Origin of the sequence: Nocardioides speluncae (genome assembly GCF_003121585.1) — a bacterium.
Classification (GTDB): Bacteria; Actinomycetota; Actinomycetes; order Propionibacteriales; family Nocardioidaceae; genus Nocardioides; species Nocardioides speluncae.
The window spans coordinates 100,276-119,623 of the sequence record NZ_QEOO01000042.1; the positions used below are offsets into that span (position 1 = coordinate 100,276).

Below are 19,348 nucleotides of genomic sequence, written 5' to 3' on the forward strand. Positions count from 1 at the left end.
TGCAATCCGCGGCTGGCCCCAGCCTTGATTAATAAGAAGATATCTTCCTATAGTGGCTTCGTGGCACGACGCAAGCCCGGAACCCTGCTCCCTCTCGAGACCGAGATCCTTGAGGCGGCGCTGTCCATGGCCGGTTCCGGCGAGACCACCTTCCACGGATTCGGTCTTGCCAAGGTCATCCGGGAGCAGACCGGGTCACGTTCACTAACGGCTCATGGAACCCTCTACAAGGCACTGGGCCGGCTCGAGGAGTTCGGACTGCTCACCTCCCGCTGGGAGGATCCGGCCGCGGTTGAGGGGAGGCCGCGCCGGCGCCTTTACGAGCTCACCGGCCAAGGTGCCCAAGTGGCCAGGCGGTCTATCGCAGACAAAGCCGCGCGGCCGTTCCCCAGGCTTGCTCCGGGGTCCGCATGACACTCGAGCGCGTGGTCAAGGTGGTCGAGCGGTGGGTGCGGGCGTATACCCGGGGGCTGCCGCCGTCAGTCGCCCAGCGCCGGGCCGACGAGCTCGGCGCCGACCTACAAGACCACATCGCGCACGAACGCGCCCGAGGTGTCAGCGATCGGCGCATCGCCCTCAGCATCCTGTCGCGGATGGTCCGCGGCCTGGCCGCCGACACCGCTTGGCGGGCCGAACTACTCACAGGAGATCCCATGGAACGCGTTCCGGCCGCCCTTCCTCCGCTCGGACTCGGACTACTCGTCGCTGCGGTCATCACCGTGGGCGTCATGCCGCTGGTCGGCGGCGGCGCACCGATCGCCGGCGTCGTCGTAGGACTCGCCGCAGGGCTGATCTACGCACGACGTCGTCGGGCCTCGAAAGAGACGTGAATCGGGTACCAGGCCAAACCGAAGGGGCCTCTGACCTGGCCAAACAGCGTTCACTGTCTATCACCGGCTTTCACTGACTTGCATTCAATCTGGCCCAGACGGCAGGACGTCGCGAGCCGAGGTGGTTGCCGGCAACGACCCAAGGCTGGCCAGCCCTGGGCCGCGCTACTCGAGCAGCGTCGGGCACCTGTCGCGACGCGCGTCTGAGCAGCCTGCGGCTACTCGGCACCTCGGCTGCGACAAATTCAGGAACCCCGCTGAGACGTCATGCCTGAACGGCCTTGATTGCCGCCAACGTGGCAGCGGCGTATGTCGATGGGTCGGCCAAGGGGAGGTTGTGGTCCGCCTCGACCTCGACGACAGTGGCGCCGAGCGCCCGGGCAGCTGCCCGTTGGAGCGGCGGCCGGCACAGGCGATCTCCGGTCAGCAGGACGTAGGCGGCATGGGGTAGGCCCGGGCTGGCCGCCACGCGGGGACCGTAGTCCTGCCGGAAGACGTCATCGAGGACGCCGATCGCCTCGGCGCCGTTCATCTGCGAGAGCTCGCTTCGCAGCCAGTGCCAGTGGTGCCTCAGATCCGGATTCCGCTGAGCTGTGCGCACCCAGTACCGCCACGGCAGCGAGTCCAGCAGGCCCGTCCTAGCGAGCGGACGGAGCAGTCGAAGCGCCCAGTAGAGGGCGAGGTCCCGAGGCATCGTGCCGGCCTTCAAGGCGGCGGCTTGAACGACCATCCCGGCGACCCTGTGGGGGTAGCGCAGTGCGAGCTCGATGGTGGCCATGCCACCAAGCGAGTACCCGACGACGATCGCGCGGTCGACGCCGAGGGCGTCGAGGACATCCGCGGCTTCGTCGGCCATCGCGGTGATGGAGAAGGCACCGCCGCGCAGCCCCTGGCCATGGCTGTGACAGTCGTAGGCAATGACGGTGTGGTGGGCCGCGAGGTCGTCGTAGATGCGGGAGAAGTTCACATCCGCCGTCAACGTCCAGCCGTGGAGCAGGAGGACTGGCAACGCCCCCTGGGGACCCTCGATCCGTCGCGCCGATAGGGAACGGCCATCACTGAGCAGCACGTCATGGTGCGGCAGCGAGAGTCGGCCGCTGAGCTGGTGTGAGCGCTGGACTTGTCGTGCGCCGAGGATGGCCCTGGCGAGCAGGTCGAGATCGTCGTGCGCGTTCCTGACCCATGTCCGTGGACTTCCTGGCACGTGGCGGCCTTTCAGGTCCTGCACCATAACACTCGCTACGTTACGGTAGCAGGCCCGAGAGGTCCGTCAAGGCTGCTGTCAGGCGTCAGCCCCGGGGCGGCGATACTCGACGCTGCGACGGCTGGCCTCGTCGATGTCCTCAGGCGCGAGCAGCACGGTGGTCCGTGACCGAGCCGCACCTCCGGCCGAGGTCACCAGGCTGAGGGCTGCCGCAGACACGTTGTCCGGGAGCTCGCCGATCACCACCAGGTCATCGGAACCAAGGGCGTAGTAGAAGACTTCGAGCTTGCCGCCGACGCTCTCGAGCATTCGCTGCACGGCGTCCCGCCGGCCCGATCCGCCTTCGGCGAGTAGTCCGTCGGCACCTTCAGCGGTGTAGTTGACCTGCCATAGATACTTCGGCATCGGATCCCCATCTCTGCTCGACAGTTGGGCGATCCTCACGCTAGCGGTCGCGCAACGAGGGGACTACCGAGCCGCTCGCAACAGGAGCGCAATGTCGTCGAGCACCTGAGAGTCCTCGATCGTCGATGGTGCTGGGACGTCGCGCCCGTCGGCGATCCCGCGCATGGCCTTGCGCAGGATCTTGCCGGACCGGGTCTTCGGCAGCGCCGCGACGACCAGGACGTCACGGAAGGCCGCGACCGGCCCGATGTCACGGCGTACAGCGGCGACCAGGTCGTCCCTGAGCTGCTCGCCCGCGATCTCGACACCGGCCTTGAGGACCACCAGGCCCAGCGGCAGCTGGCCCTTAAGCTTGTCCTGTACGCCGATGACGGCGCATTCGGCAACGGCCGGATGGGCAGCAAGCACGGACTCGATCGTTCCCGTCGCGAGTCGGTGACCCGCCACGTTGATGACGTCATCGGTGCGGCCCAGCACGAAGAGGTAGCCATCCTCGTCGAGGTACCCGCCGTCACCGGTTGCGTAGAACCCGGGGTGCGCGGTGAGGTACTCCTCGCGGTAGCGCTCGTCGTCGTTCCACAGTGTCGGCAGCGAGCCCGGCGGCAGCGGAAGCCGGATCGCGATATCGCCCTCGGTGCCCTTGGGCAGGTCGTTGCCGTCGGCATCGAGGATGCGTACGTCGTAGCCCGGCACCGCGACGGTGGCTGACCCGGGCTTGACCGGCATCGGCTCCAGCCCACGCAGGTTCGCCGCGATCGGCCAACCCGTCTCTGTCTGCCACCAGTGGTCGACCACGGGGACGTTCAGGAGCTGCGACGCCCAGCTGAGCGTCTCGGGGTCGAGCCGCTCGCCCGCGAGGAACAGCGTCTCGAAGCGGGACAGGTCGTAGTCGGCGAGCAGGCGTCCCTCGGGGTCGACCTTCTTGATCGCGCGCAGGGCGGTCGGAGCGGTGAAGAGCGCCTTGACCCCGTGGGCGGAGATGACCCGCCAGAAGGCACCCGCGTCGGGGGTGCCGACCGGCTTGCCTTCGTACATCACCGTTGTCGCGCCGACCAGGAGAGGGGCGTAGACGATGTAGGTGTGCCCGACGACCCAGCCGACGTCGGAGGCGGACCACCAGACGTCACCGGCGTGTACGTCGTACACGTTGGCCATGGACCAGGTCAGTGCGACCGCATGCCCGCCGTTGTCACGGACGACGCCCTTGGGCCGCCCGGTCGTGCCAGAGGTGTAGAGGATGTAGAGAGGGTCCGTGGCCGCCACGGGCTCGGGGCCGACAGCCTCGGCATCCGCGACGAGGTCCGCCCAGTCGATGTCGTTCTCACCCAGCTCGGCAGGAGAGACCGCCCGTTGGAGCATCACCAGCCGCGACGGTGCGTGCTCCGCTTCGTCCAGCGCCTCGTCGATGATGGCCTTGTAGTCGACGACCCTGGTCGGCTCGATGCCGCACGAGGCGGCCACGATGACCTTGGGCTTGGCGTCGTCGACACGGGCCGCCAGCTCCTTGGGGGCGAAGCCGCCGAAGACTACCGAGTGCACCGCACCGAGTCGAGCACACGCGAGCATCGCGATCGCGGCCTCGGGCACCATGGGCAGGTAGATCAGGACCCGGTCGCCCTTCACGACACCAAGGCTGGCCAGACCGCCCGCGAAGCGAGAGACCTCGTCGGTCAGCTGGCGGTAGGTGTAGGTCCGCAGTGACCCGGTCACCGGTGAGTCCCAGATCAACGCGACCTGGTCACCCCGACCGGCCCCGACGTGCCGGTCCAACGCGTTGTACGACGTGTTGAGCACGCCGTCGGGGAACCAGCGGTAGAGCGGGCCTCCGCTGTCGTCGAGGGCCTGCGTCGGGGCCTGCACCCAGTCGACGGACTCGGCTGCCTCCAGCCAGAACTCCTCGGGGGAGTTCAGGCTGCGCTCGAACGACTCGGCGTAGCTCACACCTCTGCCCACCGGGGCGGCCGCTTCTCGAGGAACGACGCCATCCCCTCCTTCACCTCGTCACTACCGAACAGGCGTGCCGACATCGCCATGACCTCGTCACCGTACGCCGCGATGGCCGCCCGGGTGTCACGGGTGACGATCGGCTTGCTCTCCGCCAGCCCTTGGGGAGAGCACAGCCGCAGCGCCGCGAGCAGCGCGTCTTCGGCGGCCGCGATATCCGGCACCGCCTCGCTGATCAGGCCGTTCCGCTCCGCGGTGGCGGCAGAGAAGGTCTCACCCGTGAGGTAGTACCGCGATGCGGAACGCTCGGTCATCCTGCCCAGCGTGGTGAGCGAGATGATCGCCGGGGCAAGGCCGAGCCGGACCTCGGTGAAGCCGAACGACGAGGTGCTGCTGGCCACCACAATGTCGCACGCGCCGACCAGCCCCATCCCGCCGGCTCGGACATTGCCGTCGATGACGCCGACGACCGGCTTGGGCATCTCCACGATGCCGTTGAGGATGGCCAGGAGCTCGGCGGTGCCCCTTTTGAGGCCGCCCGCGGCAGCAGCTTCGCCGAGATCGGCGCCGGCACAGAACGTCGTGCCGGTGTGGGTCAGCACCACCGCACGCACGCCGTCCTCGGCCGCGGCCGCTGCCAGCGAGTCGATGAGCTGTTGCACCAGCAGGCTGGAGAGCGCATTGCGGTTGTGCGGCGAGTCTAGGGTGATCCGAGCGATGCCGCGCTCAACGGCGTACTTGACGAGGGTGGTCATGGCGGTCTCCTAGTAGGACTTTGGAAGGCCCAGGCTGTTCTGGGCGACGTAGTTGAGGACCATCTCCCGGCTGACGGGCGCGATCCTCGCCACGCGGGTGATGGCGAGCAGGTTGCCGAGGCCGTACTCGCTGGCGAGGCCGTTGCCGCCGTGTGTCTGGACTGCTTGGTCGGCTGCCTTGGCGGCGACCTCGGCGCAGGCGTACTTCGCCATGTTGGCCCCCTCGCCCGCTGCCTCGTCGTCGCCGCTGTCGTAGATCGTCGCGGCCTTGAGGTACATGAGCCGAGCACATTCGTACTCCACCTTGATCTGGGCGAGCGGGTGCGACAGGCCTTGGTGGGCGCCGATCGGCGCGCCCCAGACCTTGCGCTCCTTGGCGTAGGCGACGGCCTTGTCCAGGGCATAGCGGGCGTTGCCCAGCGCCATCGCCGCACCCATGATGCGCTCGGGGTTGAGGCCCGCGAAGAGCTGCCACAGCGCCGTCTCCTCCTCGGACTCCCCAACCAGTGCCGCTGCGGGCACTCGGACATCGTCGAGGAAGACCTGGTACTGGTGCTCGGGCATGACCAGGTCCATTTCGATGGGCTGGTACTCGAAGCCGGGGGTATCGGTCGGGACGAGGAAGAGAGCCGGCTGCAGCTTGCCGGTCTTGGCACTCTCCAACCGACCGACCACGAGTACGGCGTCAGCCTCGGAGACGCCGGAGATGAAGGTCTTGCGGCCGTTGAGGACATAGTCGTCACCATCGCGACGGGCGGTCGTGGTCAGCTCGTGCGAGTTGGAGCCGGCGTCGGGTTCGGTGATGCCGAAGGCGATCTTCTTGGTCCCGTCCGCCAGCCCTGGCAGCCAGGCCTGCTGTTGCCGCTCCGTGCCGAAGCGCGTGAGGATCGTGCCCGCGATTGCCGGTGACACGACCATCATTAGCAGACCGCAGCCGACTGCGCTGAGCTCCTCCAGGACAAGACTCAGCTCGTACATCCCCGCGCCCCCGCCGCCGTACTCCTCCGGGAGGTTCACGCCGAGGTAGCCGAGACTGCCGGCCTCGTCCCAGAGCTCGCTCATCGGTTCTTTGGCCTTCGCCTTCGCACTTGCGTAGTCGTGGCCGTACTTCGCGCCGAGCTCTGCGACGGCTGCACGGAGCGCCCGGTGCTCGGGGGATTCCTCGAAGTCCATCAGCTGTTCTCCTCTTCGTGGGTGGTGACGACGGCCAGCACGGCGCCGAGGTCGACCTGCTGTCCTTCCTGGACTGGCAGCTCGGAGACCACCCCGTCAGTGGGGGCGCTGATCTGGTGCTGCATCTTCATCGCCTCGAGCCAGAGCAACGCCTGTCCTTCGGTGACGGTGTCGCCGACCTTGGCCGCGATGCGGACCACCGAGCCGGGCATCGGTGCGAGCAACGAGCCCGGGGCGGCCGAGCCCAGCGGGTCCGGGTAGCGGGCCACGGTCTTCAGGGCCACGGCGCCGAGCGGCGAGTCCACGGCGACCACATCGCCGTACGCCGCCACGTCGAAGGTGCGCCGGACGCCGTCGACTGTGAGCACGACTTGGCTCGGCGTTGAGCTGACCAGCGAGACGTCCTCGTATCCTTCTGCGGCCAACCCGCTGCGGGTCAGGGCGTAGGCGACCTCGAGCTCGTCATCGCCGGCCAGGTAGCGCTTGCGGATCGGCTGCGAGGTCACGCTTCGCCAGCCGCTGGGCAGCCCGCCCTGGACCCGCGCCGACGCGCGGTTGCTGGCGGCATCCGCGAGCGCCGCCGCGAGGGCTGACAGGGCGACGGTGTCCTTGTCGGCCAGTGGCTCGCTGAGTACGTCGAGTCCGTGACGGTCGAAGAAGGCCGTGTCAGTGTCCCCCGCCAAGAACGCCTCGTGGCGCAGGACGCGGACCAGGAGGTCGCGGTTGGTGACGAGGCCGTGCAGCTTGGTCCGCTCCAGAGCGGCCGCGAGACGTAGCGACGCCTCGTCGCGCGTCGGTGCGTAGCTGATCACCTTTGCCAGCATCGGGTCGTAGTGGATTCCGACCAGGGATCCCGACTCGATACCACTGTCCAGCCGGATGCCAGCAGGCAGCAGGTCGAAGGTCGAGCGGACACCGGGCACCTCGAATGCGTGCACCAGGCCGCTCTGTGGCTGCCAGTTGGCGGCCGGGTCCTCGGCGTACAGGCGCACCTCGATGGAGTGGCCGACCGACGGCGGCGGCTCGGGGTCTAGCCGGCCCCCGTTGGCGACAAGCACTTGCAGGGCCACGAGGTCCAGGCCGGTGGTGCACTCGGTGACCGGATGCTCGACCTGGAGGCGCGTGTTCATCTCCAGGAAGAAGAACTTGCCCGACTCGTCGGCAAGGAACTCAACGGTGCCGGCGCCGGTGTAGCCGATCGCGGAGGCGGCTGCGCGGGATGCCTCGAACAGCTTCTCCCGCATCCCGTCGATGCGCTCGACGAGCGGCGACGGGGCCTCCTCGACGACCTTCTGGTGGCGGCGCTGGATGGAGCACTCGCGTTCCCCGACGGCCCACACGGTGCCGTGTTGGTCGGCCATGATCTGGACCTCGATGTGCCGACCGGTGGCGAGGTAGGGCTCGCAGAAGACCGTCGGGTCGCCGAACGCGGAGGCGGCTTCGGCTCGCGCCAGCTCGGCTTCCTGCTCGATGTCGGCCAGGTGTCGCACGATGCGCATGCCGCGACCGCCACCGCCGGCCGATGCCTTGATCAGCACGGGCAGGTCGGCCTCGGTCACCTGTGCCGGGTCGAGCTCGGTCAGCACGGGTACGCCGGCGGCGGCCATGAGCCGTTTGGACTCGATCTTCGAGCCCATCGAGTCGATGGACTCGGGGGGCGGGCCGATCCAGGTCAGGCCGGCCGCCTCGACCGCGCGCGCGAAGGCGGCGTTCTCGGACAGGAAGCCGTAGCCGGGGTGGATCGCGTCGGCGCCGGCCCTGAGCGCGGCCTCGATGACCAGGTCGGAACGCAGGTAGGTGTCCGAGGGGGCGTTGCCGGGCAGGTGCACTGCTGCGTCCGCCTCGGTGACATGCGGGGAAGCCTCGTCGGCGTCTGAGTAGAGCGCCACCGTCGACAGCCCGAGGTCGCGGGCGGTCCGGAAGACGCGGCGGGCGATCTCGCCGCGGTTGGCGACCAGGATGGACGCGAGGTGCTTGGACGTCGTCATGGCCGGAACACACCGAACAGTCTCGTGCTCTCGACCGGAGCGTTGTGGATGACGGACAAGGAGATCCCGAGCACGGTCCTGGTGTCCCGTGGGTCGATGACGCCGTCGTCGTACACCAGGCCCGAGGTCACTCGGACGTCCTGGTCCGCATCGATCTGGCCCTCGACCGCAGCACGCATCGCGGCGTCCGCCGCCTCGTCGTACACCTGACCTCGGCCCTCGGCGGCCTGGCGCGCGACGATCGAGAGGACCCCGGCCATCTGCTCAGGCCCCATCACCGCGTTCTTCGCCGTAGGCCAGGTGAAGAGGAAGCGCGGACCGTAGGCCCGCCCGCACATGCCGTACTGGCCGGCGCCGTACGACCCACCAAGGGTGACCGTCAGGTGCGGCACGCTGGAGTTGGAGACCGCGTTGATCATCATCGCGCCGTGCTTGATGATGCCGCCCTGCTCGTACTCCTTGCCGACCATGTAGCCGGTCGTGTTCTGCAGGAAGAGCAGCGGGGTGTTGGTCTGGTTGGCGAGCTGGATGAACTGCGTGGCCTTGTGCGCCTCCGGGCTGAACAGCACCCCTCGAGCGTTGGCCAGGATGCCGATCGGGTAGCCGTGGATCCTGGCCCAGCCGGTCACCAGGGACGACCCGTAGAGAGGCTTGAACTCGTCGAAGTCGGAGCCGTCGACGATGCGTCCGATCACCTCATGCGGATCGAAGGGTGCCTTGAGGTCAGGCTGCACGATGCCCAGCAGGTCCTCCTCGTCAAGCCGCGGCGGGCGTACGTCGACCCGAGGCTCCGGACCGAGCTTCTTCCAGTTCAGCCGCTTAACGATGTCGCGTCCGATCCGGATCGCGTCCGGTTCGTCGACCGCGTAGAAGTCGGCCAGGCCCGAGGTCCGGGCATGCATGTCGGCACCACCCAGTGACTCGTCGTCGGACTCCTCGCCCGTCGCCATCTTGACCAGCGGTGGCCCAGCCAGGAAGACCTTCGAGCGGTCCTTGATCATCACCACGTAGTCGGACATGCCTGGCACATAGGCACCCCCCGCGGTCGAGTTGCCGAAGACCAGCGAGATCACGGGAACGCCGGCGGCAGAGAGCCGGGTCATGTTTGCGAACATCACGCCACCCGGGACGAAGATCTCCTTCTGCGTGGGCAGGTCGGCGCCCCCCGACTCGACCAGCGCCACCAGCGGCAAGCGATTCTCCTTGGCGATGGTGTGCGCTCGCAGCAGCCTGCGCACGGTCCACGGGTTGCTGGCGCCGCCCTTCTCGGTGGGGTCGTTGGCGATGAGCATGCACTCGACGCCCTCGATGACCCCGATGCCGGTGACCAGGCTGCCGCCCAGGGCGAACTGGCTGCCGTAGCCGGTCAGCGGCGACAGCTCCAGGAAAGGTGAGTCCTCGTCGATCAAAAGCTCGATGCGCTCGCGGGCGAGCAGCTTGCCGCGCTGGTGGTGCCGGTCGATGTACTTCTGACCACCACCCAGCACGGCCTTTGCGTGCAACGAGTCGATGTCGGCCAGCTTCTCGAGCATCGCGTCCCTGTTGGAGGCGAACTCGTCCGAGCGAACGTCCAGTGCTGTCTTCAAGACGGTCATGGCAGGTCTTCCTTTCCGTTGCTGAGGGGGAGCAGGGCTTTGGGTACGTCGACGTGGCGGGCCCGCAGCCACTCGCCGACCGCCTTGGCTTGCGCGTCGAAGCGCGCGTTGGAGGCGACGCCCTCGCCGAGCAGGTCCTCGATGACGAAGTTCAGGGAGCGCAGGTGGGGGAACACGTGGCGCGTGACCTGTAGGTCGGCGGTCTCAGGCAGCAGTCGCTGGAGCTCCTCGACCGTGAGCGTCTCGGCGAGCCAGCCCCAACCCTCGTCGTCGCGGGCCCACACGCTGACGTTCGCGCTGCCGCCCTTGTCCCCACTACGAGCACCGATGATCTCGCCGAGCGGAACGCGACGAGTAGGTCCGGTGACGGCCGCTTCGACCATCACCGGGTCGTCAGCCGGGGCAAGCACCTGGGTTTCCGTGGCGGGCGGGATCGCGACGCGGTCGCCCGAAGGCAACACGGCGATCTGGTCGACCAGAGCGGCGGCGACGTAGCCCGCAGTGAAGACGCCGTACGGCGACGCGTCGCCGGGCGGGGCCGTGATGTGGAAGCCGGGGTAGCTTGCCAGTCCCACCTCGACGGCAGCACTCGAGAACGCCCGGCCGATCTTGGTCGGGTCCGGGCCGCGGACGACGCACTGCAGCAGCGCGCTGGCCGTCTGCTCGGTATCGGCATCGACGTGGTCGGTGCGGGCGAGGGTCCACGTGGCATCGAAGCCGGCCAGCTGGCTCTTGATCAGCTCGGCCTTCTGCTCGATCGCGAGGCCGGTGAGCACGAAGACCATCTCGTTGCGGAAGCCGCCGAGCGAGTTGAGGCCGACCTTCAGGGTGGGCGGTGGCGCCTCTCCGCGCACTCCGTGGACCAGGACGCGGTCCGGGCCGTCGTCCTCGAGGCGCACTGAGTCGATGCGCGTGGTGACGTCCGGCCCGGCGTAGCGCGCGCCGGTGATCTCGTAGAGCAGCTGGGCGGTAACGGTCTCCTTGGTCACCATGCCGCCCGTGCCCGCAGGCTTGGTGATCACGCTCGACCCGTCGACGCCGATCTCCGCAGTCGGAAAGCCGACTGCACGGAAGTCGGGAACCTCCTGGAAGAACGCGAAGTTGCCGCCGGTGGCCTGGGCACCACACTCGATGATGTGTCCGGCGACGACCGCCCCGGCGAGAGCGTCATAGTCGTCGCGAGCCCAGCCGAAGTGCGCGGCAGCCGGGCCGACCACGAGCGAGGCGTCCGTGACCCGGCCGGTCACCACGACCTGGGCACCACCCTTGATGCACTCCGCGATGCCCCACCCGCCGAGGTAGGCGTTGGCCGCCAGCGGGGTCCCGAAGCCGAGCTCGGCCGCACGCGGCAACAGATCGTCACCCTCGACGTAGCCGATCCTGGCATCGATGCCGAGACCGACGGCGAGCTCGTCCAGCCTGGCGGCAAGCCCCGCGGGATTCAGGCCGCCGGCGTTCGCGACGATCGTGACGCCCTTCTCGATCGCGAGCCCGAGGCACTGCTCGAGCTGACGCACGAAGGTCTTGGCGTAGCCGCCGGCGGGGTCCTTGGCGCGGTCCTTGGCCAGGATCAGCATGGTCAGCTCGGCCAGGTAGTCGCCGGTGACGACGTCGACGTCGCCCAGGGTCAGCATCTCGTGCATCGCGGAGAACCGGTCTCCGTAGAAGCCCGACGCGTTGCCGATGCGCAGCGGCGCAGGAGGCCGCCCGGTCATGCCGACACCTCCCGACGCGGGTGCTGGCCGCCTCCTGGCGGGCCGGCGAACGCCTGCGCGATCGAGAGCCAAGTTTCGGCGTCGGGGCCGACAGCCTCGAGCCTGAGGTCGTCGAGGTGACGACGCTGGGTGACGCGGAGACAGAAGTCCAGCGCCGGGCCGGTGACCCGCTGCTCGGCGTCGGCGTCACCCCAGGTCCAGGTGTCGCCATCGGGTGCGGTCAGCTCCACGTGAATGTCGACGGTCGGGGGCTCGAGACCGTTGGCGACGTAGGCGAAGCCGAGGGTGATCACGCCGAGGTGCACGACGTTCTTCAGCCGCGCCGTCGGCTCCCGGCGTACGCCGAGCGCTTCCGCCACGTCCTCTCCATGGGCCCAGGTCTCCATCAGGCGGGCGGTGGCCATCGAGGCGGCACCCATCGAGGGTCCGAACCACGGGATCCGGGCCCCGCGCGGCAGAGCACGCAGTGCCTCCGACAGCTCGGCCCGACCGGCACGCCAACGGGCGAGCAGCTCGTCAGACGGGAGGGCGGCCCGCTCGGCAGCGGTGCTGTCGGTGTGGGTGTCGGGATTCGCCATGGCCGCGGCGATCTCCGCCTGGAACGCGTCCGCGTCGCGGAGCGCGATCAGCGCCACCTCGTCGGTCCAGGCGAGGTGACCGAGCTGGTGGCCGATGGTCCAACCAGCTGCCGGTGTGGGCAACGCGAGCTGCTCAGCCGTCAGGGGGTCAACCAGCGCATCGAGTGCGTCGCCCTCGGCGTCCAGGTCCTCCAGAGGTGCATTCACGAGATGTTCCTTCCCGTCGGTCGATCTATCATAACATAGATCATGTTATGATAGCGAACGAGATCTCCCTTGCGAGTGCTGATCCCGAGGCTGCTAGCGAGCGAGCTTCAGCAGCGCCTCGACGCTGGCGAGTCGCCCTTCGCGTGAGTCCTCAACCGCAGCCACGTTGATGGTGGTCACCCCGGCCGCGGCGAAGGCTCTGAGCCGTTCGGAGACATCGGCCTCCGAACCGATCAGCGTGGTGGACCGCAGCAGCTCCTCCGGTACCGCCGCCTCCGCCTCGGCCTTCCGCCCCGCCAGATACAGGTCCTGGATCTTCGCTGCCTCGTCCCCGTAGCCGTACCGGGTTGCGAGGTTGTTGTAGAAGTTCTTGCCCCGAGCTCCCATGCCCCCGATGTAGAGCGCCATGTTCGGCCGCGCGCGGTCGAGCAGCGCCTCCGCGCCCTCTCCCACCGCGACGGGTACGTTGACGGCGACGTCGAGCGGCCCGAGCTCCGGGTCGCGCCGGGCCGCGCTGGCGGCCAGGGCCTCGCCCCAGACCAGGTGGGCGCGCTCGGGGTGGAAGAACACGGGCTCCCAACCCTCGGCCACCTCGGCTGCCAGCTCGACATTCTTGGGCCCGAGCGCGGCCAGTAGCACAGGGATGCGGCTGCGCACGGGTGTGTTGATGAGCTTCAGCGACTTGCCGAGGCCGGTGCCCTGATCCGCGGGGAGCGGGATCGTGTACTTCTTGCCGGCGTGCTCGACTCGTTCTCGCGCCCACACCTTGCGACAGATCTCGATGACCTCACGGGTGCGCTGCAGCGGCGCGTCGTACGGGAGGCCATGGAAGCCCTCGATGACCTGCGGACCCGAGGCCCCCAGGCCCAGGGTGAACCGGCCGTCAGAGACGAAGTCGAGTCCGGCAGCGGTCATGGCGGTGAGCGCAGGTGTGCGCGAGTAGATCGGCAGGATGCCCGACGCGAGCCGCACCCGCGAGGTCCGCGCCGCCAGATAGCCGAGCTGGCTGACGGCATCGAAGCTGTAGGCCTCGGGGACGTAGACCACGTCCAGCCCGATCGCCTCGAGCTCGACGACCTCCTCGACCGTGTCGCGGAAGGTGCCGTCGTAGGCCGCGGCAATGCCAATCTGCATCGGAACTCCTGATAGGTCAGCGCTGAGGGGACCGGACGAGGTCGAAGTAGAGGTCGAGCAGCTCTTCGAGGCGGGCGCACTCCGGACTGGCCAGCCGTTGCTGGTAGCCGATCAGCATGGTCATCCCGAACTCCGAGAGGACGTCGAGCTTCTGCTTGTCGTCGACGAGGGCGCCGATCGTCTTCCGAACGGTCTTGTACCGGTCGTCATCCACACTCGCCTGGGCGAGCCGAACGGCCTCGTTGTTCGCCCCCCACGCTCGGATGGCCGCCTCCGCCGGATGGTTCAGCTCCAGCGTCAGCTTGCGGATCAGCATCATGTCGTCCAACGCCTCGCCGGACCCGAACGCGAGGTCCCGCAGCGCGACCCACTGACGGTCGCGCCACCACTCGAGGAGCTGGACGACGAAACCGTCCCAGCTGCCGAAATAGTGGTAGAACGAGCCGCTCGTCACGCCCAGGGTCTGGCACAAGGCACGGATGTTGAGCGCCTTGAACCCGGACTCTCCCAGCACGTCCAGAGCGGCCTCGAAGTACTGCTCCTTGCTGACAACGGTGGGCATCGGGTCTCCTCGGGTGCGGCTCTCTACTCCAACACCATAACATGGTCTATGGTATGGGAATGGCGAAGTTGCTGAATCCTTCCTCGACAGGCTCCCACGAGCTGCCCAGCACACTCGTGAAGCGGCTCTCCGGCACCCTCGCGGGAGGCGGGCCGACCGTCACGACCCACAGACCCGTCGACGGCGCTCCCATCGCGACCATGCGGACCGCCACCTCCGAGGACGTGGCAAGCGCTTTCGCCCGCGCCCGGGTGGCGCAGCTCGCCTGGGCCGAGACCCCCGTCAAGGAGCGGGCGAAGCCGTTCGTGCGGTACCACGACCTGATCATCAACAACAGCCAGCTCATCGACCTGATCCAGGTCGAGAACGGCAAGTCACGCAACGGCGCCTTCGAGGAGACTCTGGACATCGCCGGACTCTCCCTCTACTACGCACGCAACGCCGAGAAGTTCCTCAAGTCCCGACGCCGCAAGGGCGCGATCCCGGTCGCGACGAAGGCCTTCGAGCACCGTCAGGCCAAGGGTGTGGTGGCGATCATCGCGCCGTGGAACTACCCGCTCTCGCTATCCGTCTGCGACGCGATTCCGGCGCTCCTGGCCGGCAACGCGATCGTGGTCAAGGCCGATACCCAGACCGCGCTCACCGCGGCGTACGCACGGGAGCTCCTGATCGAGGCAGGCGTGCCGGCCGACCTGTTCGAGCTGCTCATCGGTGAGCCCGAAGAGATCGGCGACGCCCTCCTCGACCATGCCCAGCACGTGACCTTCACCGGCTCGACCGCCGCCGGACGACGCATCGGCGAAGCCGCCGCACGTCGGCTGATCGGCTGCACGCTCGAGCTCGGCGGCAAGAACCCGATGCTCGTGCTCGACGACGCCGACCTCGACAAGACAGCGCGGGGCGCGATGCGCGCCTGCTTCTCGACCACGGGCCAGCTGTGTCTGTCCGTCGAGCGCATCTACGTCGACGAGAAGGTGTACGACGAGTTCGTCCCCATGCTCGCCGCACACACCAAGAAGCTCAGGCTCGGCAGCGGACCAGGCCACGACTACGACATCGGCACGATGTCTCTGCAGCGACAGTTCGACACCGTCGTCCGGCACGTCGAGGACGCCCGCTCCAAGGGAGCCCAGGTGCTCGCCGGCGGCAAGGCGCGACCCGACCTCGGCCCACACTTCTACGAGCCGACAGTGCTCACCGGCGTCACCCCGGACATGGAGCTCTTCCGCAACGAGACCTTCGGCCCGGTCGTGGCGATCTACCCGGTTGCCTCCGACGACGAGGCGGTCCGGCTTGCCAACGCCACCGAGTACGGCCTCAACGCGAGCATCTGGACCCGGGACACCGCACGCGGCCACCGCCTCGGTCAGCGCATCCAGGCCGGCACCGTCAACATCAACGAAGGTGTCGGGTCGGCGTACGCCTCCAACGACGCACCCATGGGAGGCATGAAGGCCTCCGGCCAGGGGCGTCGCCATGGCGAGCACGGGCTGCTCGAGTACACCGAGCTGCAGACCGTCGCCAGCCAGCACGTCATCGGGTTCGACCCGATGCCCGGCGTCAGCACGAAACAGAACGCACGCCTGCTCACCGGGATGCTCAAGGCGATGAAGGCGCTGCGGATCAAATGACGCACTACGACGTCCTGGTCATCGGCTCCGGCTTCGGCGGGAGCACGACGGCCTTGCGACTCACCGAGAAGGGCTACCGCGTCGGCGTGCTGGACATGGGCCGCCGATGGGCGCCCCATGAGTTCCCGGCCACCAACTGGCGCGTCCGCCGGTCCATGTGGGCGCCGCGGCTCGGTTGCACCGGCCCCCTGCGGCTCACCGCACTCAAGAACTGTTTCATCCTGTCCGCGGTGGGCGTGGGTGGCGGGTCGCTGATCTACGGCAACACGCTCTACGACCCTCTCGATGCCTTCTACACCGACCGGCAGTGGGCGGGCATCACCGACTGGCGTGACGAGCTCGCGCCGTACTACGACCAGGCAAAACGCATGCTCGGCGTCGCCGCGAACCCCCGCAGGTCGCCAGCGGACGACGTACTCCTGAGCGTGGCAACCGACCTCGGCGTCGCTGAGACGTTCCATGCCACCAACGTCGGCGTCTACTTCGGCGAGCCCGGCAAGACCGTGCCCGATCCGTACTTCGGGGGCGCCGGGCCAGACCGGGCCGGCTGCATCCACTGCGCTCAGTGCCTCACCGGCTGTCCGCACAATGCGAAGAACACCACCGAGACCAACTACCTCTACCTCGCCGAGAAGGCCGGGGCCGAGATCCACCAGCTGACCCAGGTCGTCGACGTGGCACCCCTCGAGGGTGGCGGCTTCGAGGTGCAGACCGCCCGGCCCGATCGCTGGGTACGCCGGCAACGGCGGACGTTCACCGCGGACCAGGTCGTCTTCGCAGCCGCCTCCCTCGGGACCCAGCGGCTGCTGCACCAGCTCCGCGCGACCGGCCGCCTCCCGCACATCTCGCCGCGACTGGGGGAACTGACGCGCACCAACTCCGAAGCCATCCTCAGCGCCAGCTCACGTCGGCGCCGCGATCTCGCGCAGGGTGTCTCGATCACCTCGTCGATCCACCCGGACCCGCGCACCCACATCGAGGCCTGTCACTGGGGCAAGGGCTCCAATCTCCTGTACGGACTCTTCACGCCCCTGGTCGACGGCAGCAGTCGCCGGCTCCTCCGTTGGATGCTGCAGGGCCTTCGCCACCCGCTCACCCTGCTGCGATCGCTCAACCTGCGCGGGGCCTCGGAGCGTTCCGTCGGGCTGCTGGTCATGCAGGCGGTCGACAACTCGATCACCACCTACCGCACCCGCGGCCTCTTCGGGGTGCGGATGACCTCGAAACAGGGCCCCGGGGACCCCAACCCGAGCTGGATCCCCGTGGGCAACGACGTCACCCGCCGGATGGCCGAGAAGCTCGGCGGCGACCCGCACGGCACCCTCACGGACCTGGTCAACCTGCCGGTGACCGGCCACTTCCTCGGCGGCTGTGTGATCGGCGAGAGCCCTGGCACCGGTGTGGTCGACCCCTACCAACGGCTCTTCGGGCACCCGGGCCTGCACGTGGTGGACGGGTCGACCATCTCGGCCAACCTGGGGGTCAACCCGTCGCTGACGATCACGGCCCAGGCCGAGCGGGCCATGGCGCTGTGGCCGAACAAGGGCGAGGTCGATCCCCGCCCAGCCCTCGGCTCGCCGTACCGGCGCGTGAGGCCGGTCGCACCCAAGGACCCCGTCGTACCCGCCGACGCGCCGGGGGCACTACGCCTTCCTGACATCGAGGTGGCCTCATGAGGTTCCCGCAAGAAGACGACCTGTGCCGTGAGCGCGCCCGCTTCATGCACACGATCGAGTCGCTGACAGACGCGGAGTTCGAGAACGGCAACACGCTGTGCGATGCCTGGGCTCCGCGGGACGTGCTCGCGCACATCGTCGGCTCGGACACGCTTGGCGCCTACTTCAGGCCCAGCGGCCTGACCATCGCTCGGACCAACGCCAAGATGGTGCTCGACGCGAAGCGGCTCTCGCGGCCGGAGCTGACAGAGCGTGGCTGGAAGGTGACCGAAAGTCCTGCTCGGGCCTCCCGCATGTTTGCCGCAGTCATGATGTGCGGCGACGTCGTGATGCACCACCAGGACATCCTGCGTGGCCTCGGCAAGCCACACGCCCTACCGCCGGAGGCGAAGCCGGCGATCATGCAGGAAGCGCTCCTGTGGCACTCCCACCTACTCCTGCGCTACCGGATCGTGCCCACTGACGGCAGAGCGCGCGGCCGCGGCCGCGAGGTACACGGCACCACCGAGGCTCTCGCGATGTGGCTCGGCGGGCGCAAGGGCATCGAGCCGGAGCTGCGATTCGCCTAGACAGGTTCGCTGAGGGCCCGCTCGAGCTCCTCGAGCGCCTCGCCCGCGTAGACCGCGAGCCTCTGCAGGTGCGGGATCACATCGCGATCCCCGGTGAACCCGACGCTGAACTGTCCTGACGCTGCGAAGACCGCGATGAACAGTGCGACGCCGTGGTACAGGCATCCGATGGGATACATCCCCTCCAGCCGCGCGCCCGCGAGGTACTGGGTGGCCAAGGGACCGGGGACGTTGGACACGACCACGTTGAACGGCGGGTTGCGCCGGCCGGCAGTGCCCAGGAGGTTCTGGCCGATGAAGGGGCCCATGAAGAGGGCGGGGTACAGCTTGACGACCGGCCTGGGAAGGCCCTGCAGCTTCTGTTTGGCGAGCTTGCTGGACCGCGAGACCGAGGCCAGCCTCTCGACCGGGTCGGCGATCTCGGTGCCGAGGTTCATGACTGTCATCGTGAACGCGTTCTGCGTCGACTGATCGCCCTCCTGCCGGATGTTCACCGGTGTACCGGCGGTGAGCCCTTGGGCAGGAAGCTCCCCTCGCTCGTCGAGATAGCGGCGCACAGCGGCCCCGCAGATCGCCAGGAAGACGTCGTTGATGGTCACCCCACCCGCCTTGGCCGCGACCTTGATCCGGTCGAACGCGAAGCCCTGGGTCGCCACTCGGCGCTGCCGCCCGATCCGACCGTTGAGAACAGATCGCGAGGTGCGGAAGGGGACGGCCAGCTCGGGATCGCCGGCTTTCCGGCGATCCTTGGCCATGGCGAGCCCGGCCTTGCCGAGACCACCGACTGTGCCGACACCCTGCTGCACTGACTGCCAGCGTTCGTGACGCGTCGGCCTCCCGCGTGCCCCGCCGCTCGAGACGGGGCCGAGCGACCAGAGCGGGCGTACGCCGGCATCGGCCGGGTCGCTGGAGATCATCCCCTGGATGCGCTGGGTCGCCCCGGCGCCGTCCATGAGGGCGTGATGGATCTTGAAGACGATCCCGAAGCGGTTGCCTTCGAGTCCCTCGATCAGGTGCACCTCCCACAGCGGCCGGCTCGGGTCCAACGGCCGCGAGACCATCTGGGAGACAAGGACGCCCAGCTCACGCTCTCCGCCAGGCTTGGGCAGGGCGGAGTGGCTGAAGTGGTAGTCGAGGTCGATCTCGGCGTCCTCGAGCCTGTCCCAGCGCGGGGCTGACCGGCGACCGGCGAGCTTGAGGTTGAACGGTTCGGCGAACGTCGTGACGGAGCGCAGGCCCGCGACCAGGCGACGTAGATGGTCCGGCCCGGCCTCCTGCGGCACGACGAACGTCGTCAGGCAGGCGACGTGCTGCGGGGTCTGGTCAGACTCCGCAGCAAGGAACATCCGGTCGGCGAGCGCGACTTTCAGCACCGGCCATCT

At 68.5% G+C, this 19,348-nt stretch carries 17 protein-coding genes; 5 read left to right on the top strand and 12 right to left on the bottom strand.

Features of this window, described 5'->3' with window-relative positions; genetic code table 11:
- The first annotated feature begins 60 nt into the window (after nucleotides 1–60).
- Entirely contained in the window at nucleotides 61–414 is a 354-nt protein-coding gene (locus DDV73_RS23270) for a PadR family transcriptional regulator (RefSeq protein WP_206051060.1), read from the top strand.
- Nucleotides 411–830 carry a hypothetical protein gene (locus DDV73_RS23275; RefSeq protein ID WP_154402878.1) on the top strand — a complete coding sequence of 140 codons (420 nt, stop codon included), beginning with the start codon at nucleotides 411–413 and terminating at the stop codon, nucleotides 828–830. The genes DDV73_RS23270 and DDV73_RS23275 overlap by 4 nt, the downstream gene beginning before the upstream one ends.
- A 265-nt stretch (nucleotides 831–1,095) precedes the next feature.
- Here DDV73_RS23275 and DDV73_RS23280 read toward each other — a convergent pair whose 3' ends face one another.
- The 11 genes from DDV73_RS23280 to DDV73_RS23330 form a co-directional block, all read right to left on the bottom strand.
- Nucleotides 1,096–2,061, bottom strand: a complete 966-nt coding sequence (locus DDV73_RS23280; RefSeq protein ID WP_109509655.1) for an alpha/beta fold hydrolase — start codon at nucleotides 2,059–2,061, stop codon at nucleotides 1,096–1,098.
- A gap of 51 nt (nucleotides 2,062–2,112) precedes the next feature.
- The gene (locus DDV73_RS23285; RefSeq protein WP_109509656.1) at nucleotides 2,113–2,439 is read right to left on the bottom strand and encodes a GYD domain-containing protein; all 327 of its coding nucleotides are present in this window, start codon (nucleotides 2,437–2,439) and stop codon (nucleotides 2,113–2,115) included.
- 63 nt (nucleotides 2,440–2,502) lie between these two features.
- Nucleotides 2,503–4,380 (bottom strand): propionyl-CoA synthetase, encoded by a 1,878-nt coding sequence (locus tag DDV73_RS23290; protein WP_206051061.1) that lies wholly within the window; start codon nucleotides 4,378–4,380, stop codon nucleotides 2,503–2,505.
- The gene (locus DDV73_RS23295; RefSeq protein WP_109509658.1) at nucleotides 4,377–5,138 is read right to left on the bottom strand and encodes an enoyl-CoA hydratase family protein; all 762 of its coding nucleotides are present in this window, start codon (nucleotides 5,136–5,138) and stop codon (nucleotides 4,377–4,379) included. The genes DDV73_RS23290 and DDV73_RS23295 overlap by 4 nt, the downstream gene beginning before the upstream one ends.
- Nucleotides 5,139–5,147: 9 nt before the next feature.
- On the bottom strand, nucleotides 5,148–6,311 hold the full coding sequence (locus DDV73_RS23300) for an acyl-CoA dehydrogenase family protein (protein WP_109509659.1): 1,164 nt from the start codon (nucleotides 6,309–6,311) through the stop codon (nucleotides 5,148–5,150).
- Nucleotides 6,311–8,299 carry an ATP-binding protein gene (locus DDV73_RS23305; protein WP_109509660.1) on the bottom strand — a complete coding sequence of 663 codons (1,989 nt, stop codon included), beginning with the start codon at nucleotides 8,297–8,299 and terminating at the stop codon, nucleotides 6,311–6,313. Before DDV73_RS23305 ends, DDV73_RS23300 begins: the two co-directional genes overlap by 1 nt.
- On the bottom strand, nucleotides 8,296–9,894 hold the full coding sequence (locus DDV73_RS23310) for an acyl-CoA carboxylase subunit beta (protein WP_109509661.1): 1,599 nt from the start codon (nucleotides 9,892–9,894) through the stop codon (nucleotides 8,296–8,298). The genes DDV73_RS23305 and DDV73_RS23310 overlap by 4 nt, the downstream gene beginning before the upstream one ends.
- Nucleotides 9,891–11,609: an acyclic terpene utilization AtuA family protein gene (locus DDV73_RS23315; protein WP_109509662.1), complete on the bottom strand. Its 1,719-nt coding sequence runs from the start codon at nucleotides 11,607–11,609 to the stop codon at nucleotides 9,891–9,893. The genes DDV73_RS23310 and DDV73_RS23315 overlap by 4 nt, the downstream gene beginning before the upstream one ends.
- Nucleotides 11,606–12,394 carry a TIGR03084 family metal-binding protein gene (locus DDV73_RS23320; RefSeq protein ID WP_109509663.1) on the bottom strand — a complete coding sequence of 263 codons (789 nt, stop codon included), beginning with the start codon at nucleotides 12,392–12,394 and terminating at the stop codon, nucleotides 11,606–11,608. Before DDV73_RS23320 ends, DDV73_RS23315 begins: the two co-directional genes overlap by 4 nt.
- Before the next feature lie 93 nt (nucleotides 12,395–12,487).
- Complete coding sequence (locus DDV73_RS23325) at nucleotides 12,488–13,528, bottom strand: LLM class F420-dependent oxidoreductase (protein ID WP_109509664.1); 1,041 nt, start codon at nucleotides 13,526–13,528, stop codon at nucleotides 12,488–12,490.
- A gap of 16 nt (nucleotides 13,529–13,544) precedes the next feature.
- Nucleotides 13,545–14,090: a TetR/AcrR family transcriptional regulator gene (locus DDV73_RS23330; RefSeq protein WP_109509665.1), complete on the bottom strand. Its 546-nt coding sequence runs from the start codon at nucleotides 14,088–14,090 to the stop codon at nucleotides 13,545–13,547.
- A 59-nt stretch (nucleotides 14,091–14,149) separates the two neighbouring features.
- On the opposite strand from DDV73_RS23330, the gene DDV73_RS23335 reads away from it, so the two are divergent.
- From DDV73_RS23335 to DDV73_RS23345, 3 genes are read left to right on the top strand one after another with little or no spacing between them, the layout of a single operon-like run.
- On the top strand, nucleotides 14,150–15,721 hold the full coding sequence (locus DDV73_RS23335) for a succinic semialdehyde dehydrogenase (protein WP_109509666.1): 1,572 nt from the start codon (nucleotides 14,150–14,152) through the stop codon (nucleotides 15,719–15,721).
- A complete protein-coding gene (locus DDV73_RS23340) occupies nucleotides 15,718–17,397 on the top strand; it encodes a GMC oxidoreductase (RefSeq protein WP_109509667.1) in 1,680 nt (559 codons plus the stop codon). Before DDV73_RS23335 ends, DDV73_RS23340 begins: the two co-directional genes overlap by 4 nt.
- Nucleotides 17,394–17,966 carry a maleylpyruvate isomerase family mycothiol-dependent enzyme gene (locus DDV73_RS23345; protein WP_109509668.1) on the top strand — a complete coding sequence of 191 codons (573 nt, stop codon included), beginning with the start codon at nucleotides 17,394–17,396 and terminating at the stop codon, nucleotides 17,964–17,966. The genes DDV73_RS23340 and DDV73_RS23345 overlap by 4 nt, the downstream gene beginning before the upstream one ends.
- Here DDV73_RS23345 and DDV73_RS23350 read toward each other — a convergent pair.
- Nucleotides 17,963–19,339, bottom strand: a complete 1,377-nt coding sequence (locus DDV73_RS23350; RefSeq protein WP_109509669.1) for a wax ester/triacylglycerol synthase family O-acyltransferase — start codon at nucleotides 19,337–19,339, stop codon at nucleotides 17,963–17,965. The two genes, DDV73_RS23345 and DDV73_RS23350, sit on opposite strands and share 4 nt — an antisense overlap.
- Between the last annotated feature and the right edge of the window lie 9 nt (nucleotides 19,340–19,348).

What these genes read in the sequence shown, in the direction of transcription:
- DDV73_RS23275 (WP_154402878.1), top strand. Translation starts at nt 411, where the DNA reads ATGACACTCGAGCGCGTGGTCAAGGTGGTCGAGCGGTGGGTGCGGGCG.
- DDV73_RS23280 (WP_109509655.1), bottom strand. Translation starts at nt 2,061, where the DNA reads ATGGTGCAGGACCTGAAAGGCCGCCACGTGCCAGGAAGTCCACGGACA.
- DDV73_RS23285 (WP_109509656.1), bottom strand. Translation starts at nt 2,439, where the DNA reads ATGCCGAAGTATCTATGGCAGGTCAACTACACCGCTGAAGGTGCCGAC.
- DDV73_RS23295 (WP_109509658.1), bottom strand. Translation starts at nt 5,138, where the DNA reads ATGACCACCCTCGTCAAGTACGCCGTTGAGCGCGGCATCGCTCGGATC.
- DDV73_RS23300 (WP_109509659.1), bottom strand. Translation starts at nt 6,311, where the DNA reads ATGGACTTCGAGGAATCCCCCGAGCACCGGGCGCTCCGTGCAGCCGTC.
- DDV73_RS23305 (WP_109509660.1), bottom strand. Translation starts at nt 8,299, where the DNA reads ATGACGACGTCCAAGCACCTCGCGTCCATCCTGGTCGCCAACCGCGGC.
- DDV73_RS23310 (WP_109509661.1), bottom strand. Translation starts at nt 9,894, where the DNA reads ATGACCGTCTTGAAGACAGCACTGGACGTTCGCTCGGACGAGTTCGCC.
- DDV73_RS23315 (WP_109509662.1), bottom strand. Translation starts at nt 11,609, where the DNA reads ATGACCGGGCGGCCTCCTGCGCCGCTGCGCATCGGCAACGCGTCGGGC.
- DDV73_RS23325 (WP_109509664.1), bottom strand. Translation starts at nt 13,528, where the DNA reads ATGCAGATTGGCATTGCCGCGGCCTACGACGGCACCTTCCGCGACACG.
- DDV73_RS23330 (WP_109509665.1), bottom strand. Translation starts at nt 14,090, where the DNA reads ATGCCCACCGTTGTCAGCAAGGAGCAGTACTTCGAGGCCGCTCTGGAC.
- DDV73_RS23335 (WP_109509666.1), top strand. Translation starts at nt 14,150, where the DNA reads ATGGCGAAGTTGCTGAATCCTTCCTCGACAGGCTCCCACGAGCTGCCC.
- DDV73_RS23340 (WP_109509667.1), top strand. Translation starts at nt 15,718, where the DNA reads ATGACGCACTACGACGTCCTGGTCATCGGCTCCGGCTTCGGCGGGAGC.
- DDV73_RS23345 (WP_109509668.1), top strand. Translation starts at nt 17,394, where the DNA reads ATGAGGTTCCCGCAAGAAGACGACCTGTGCCGTGAGCGCGCCCGCTTC.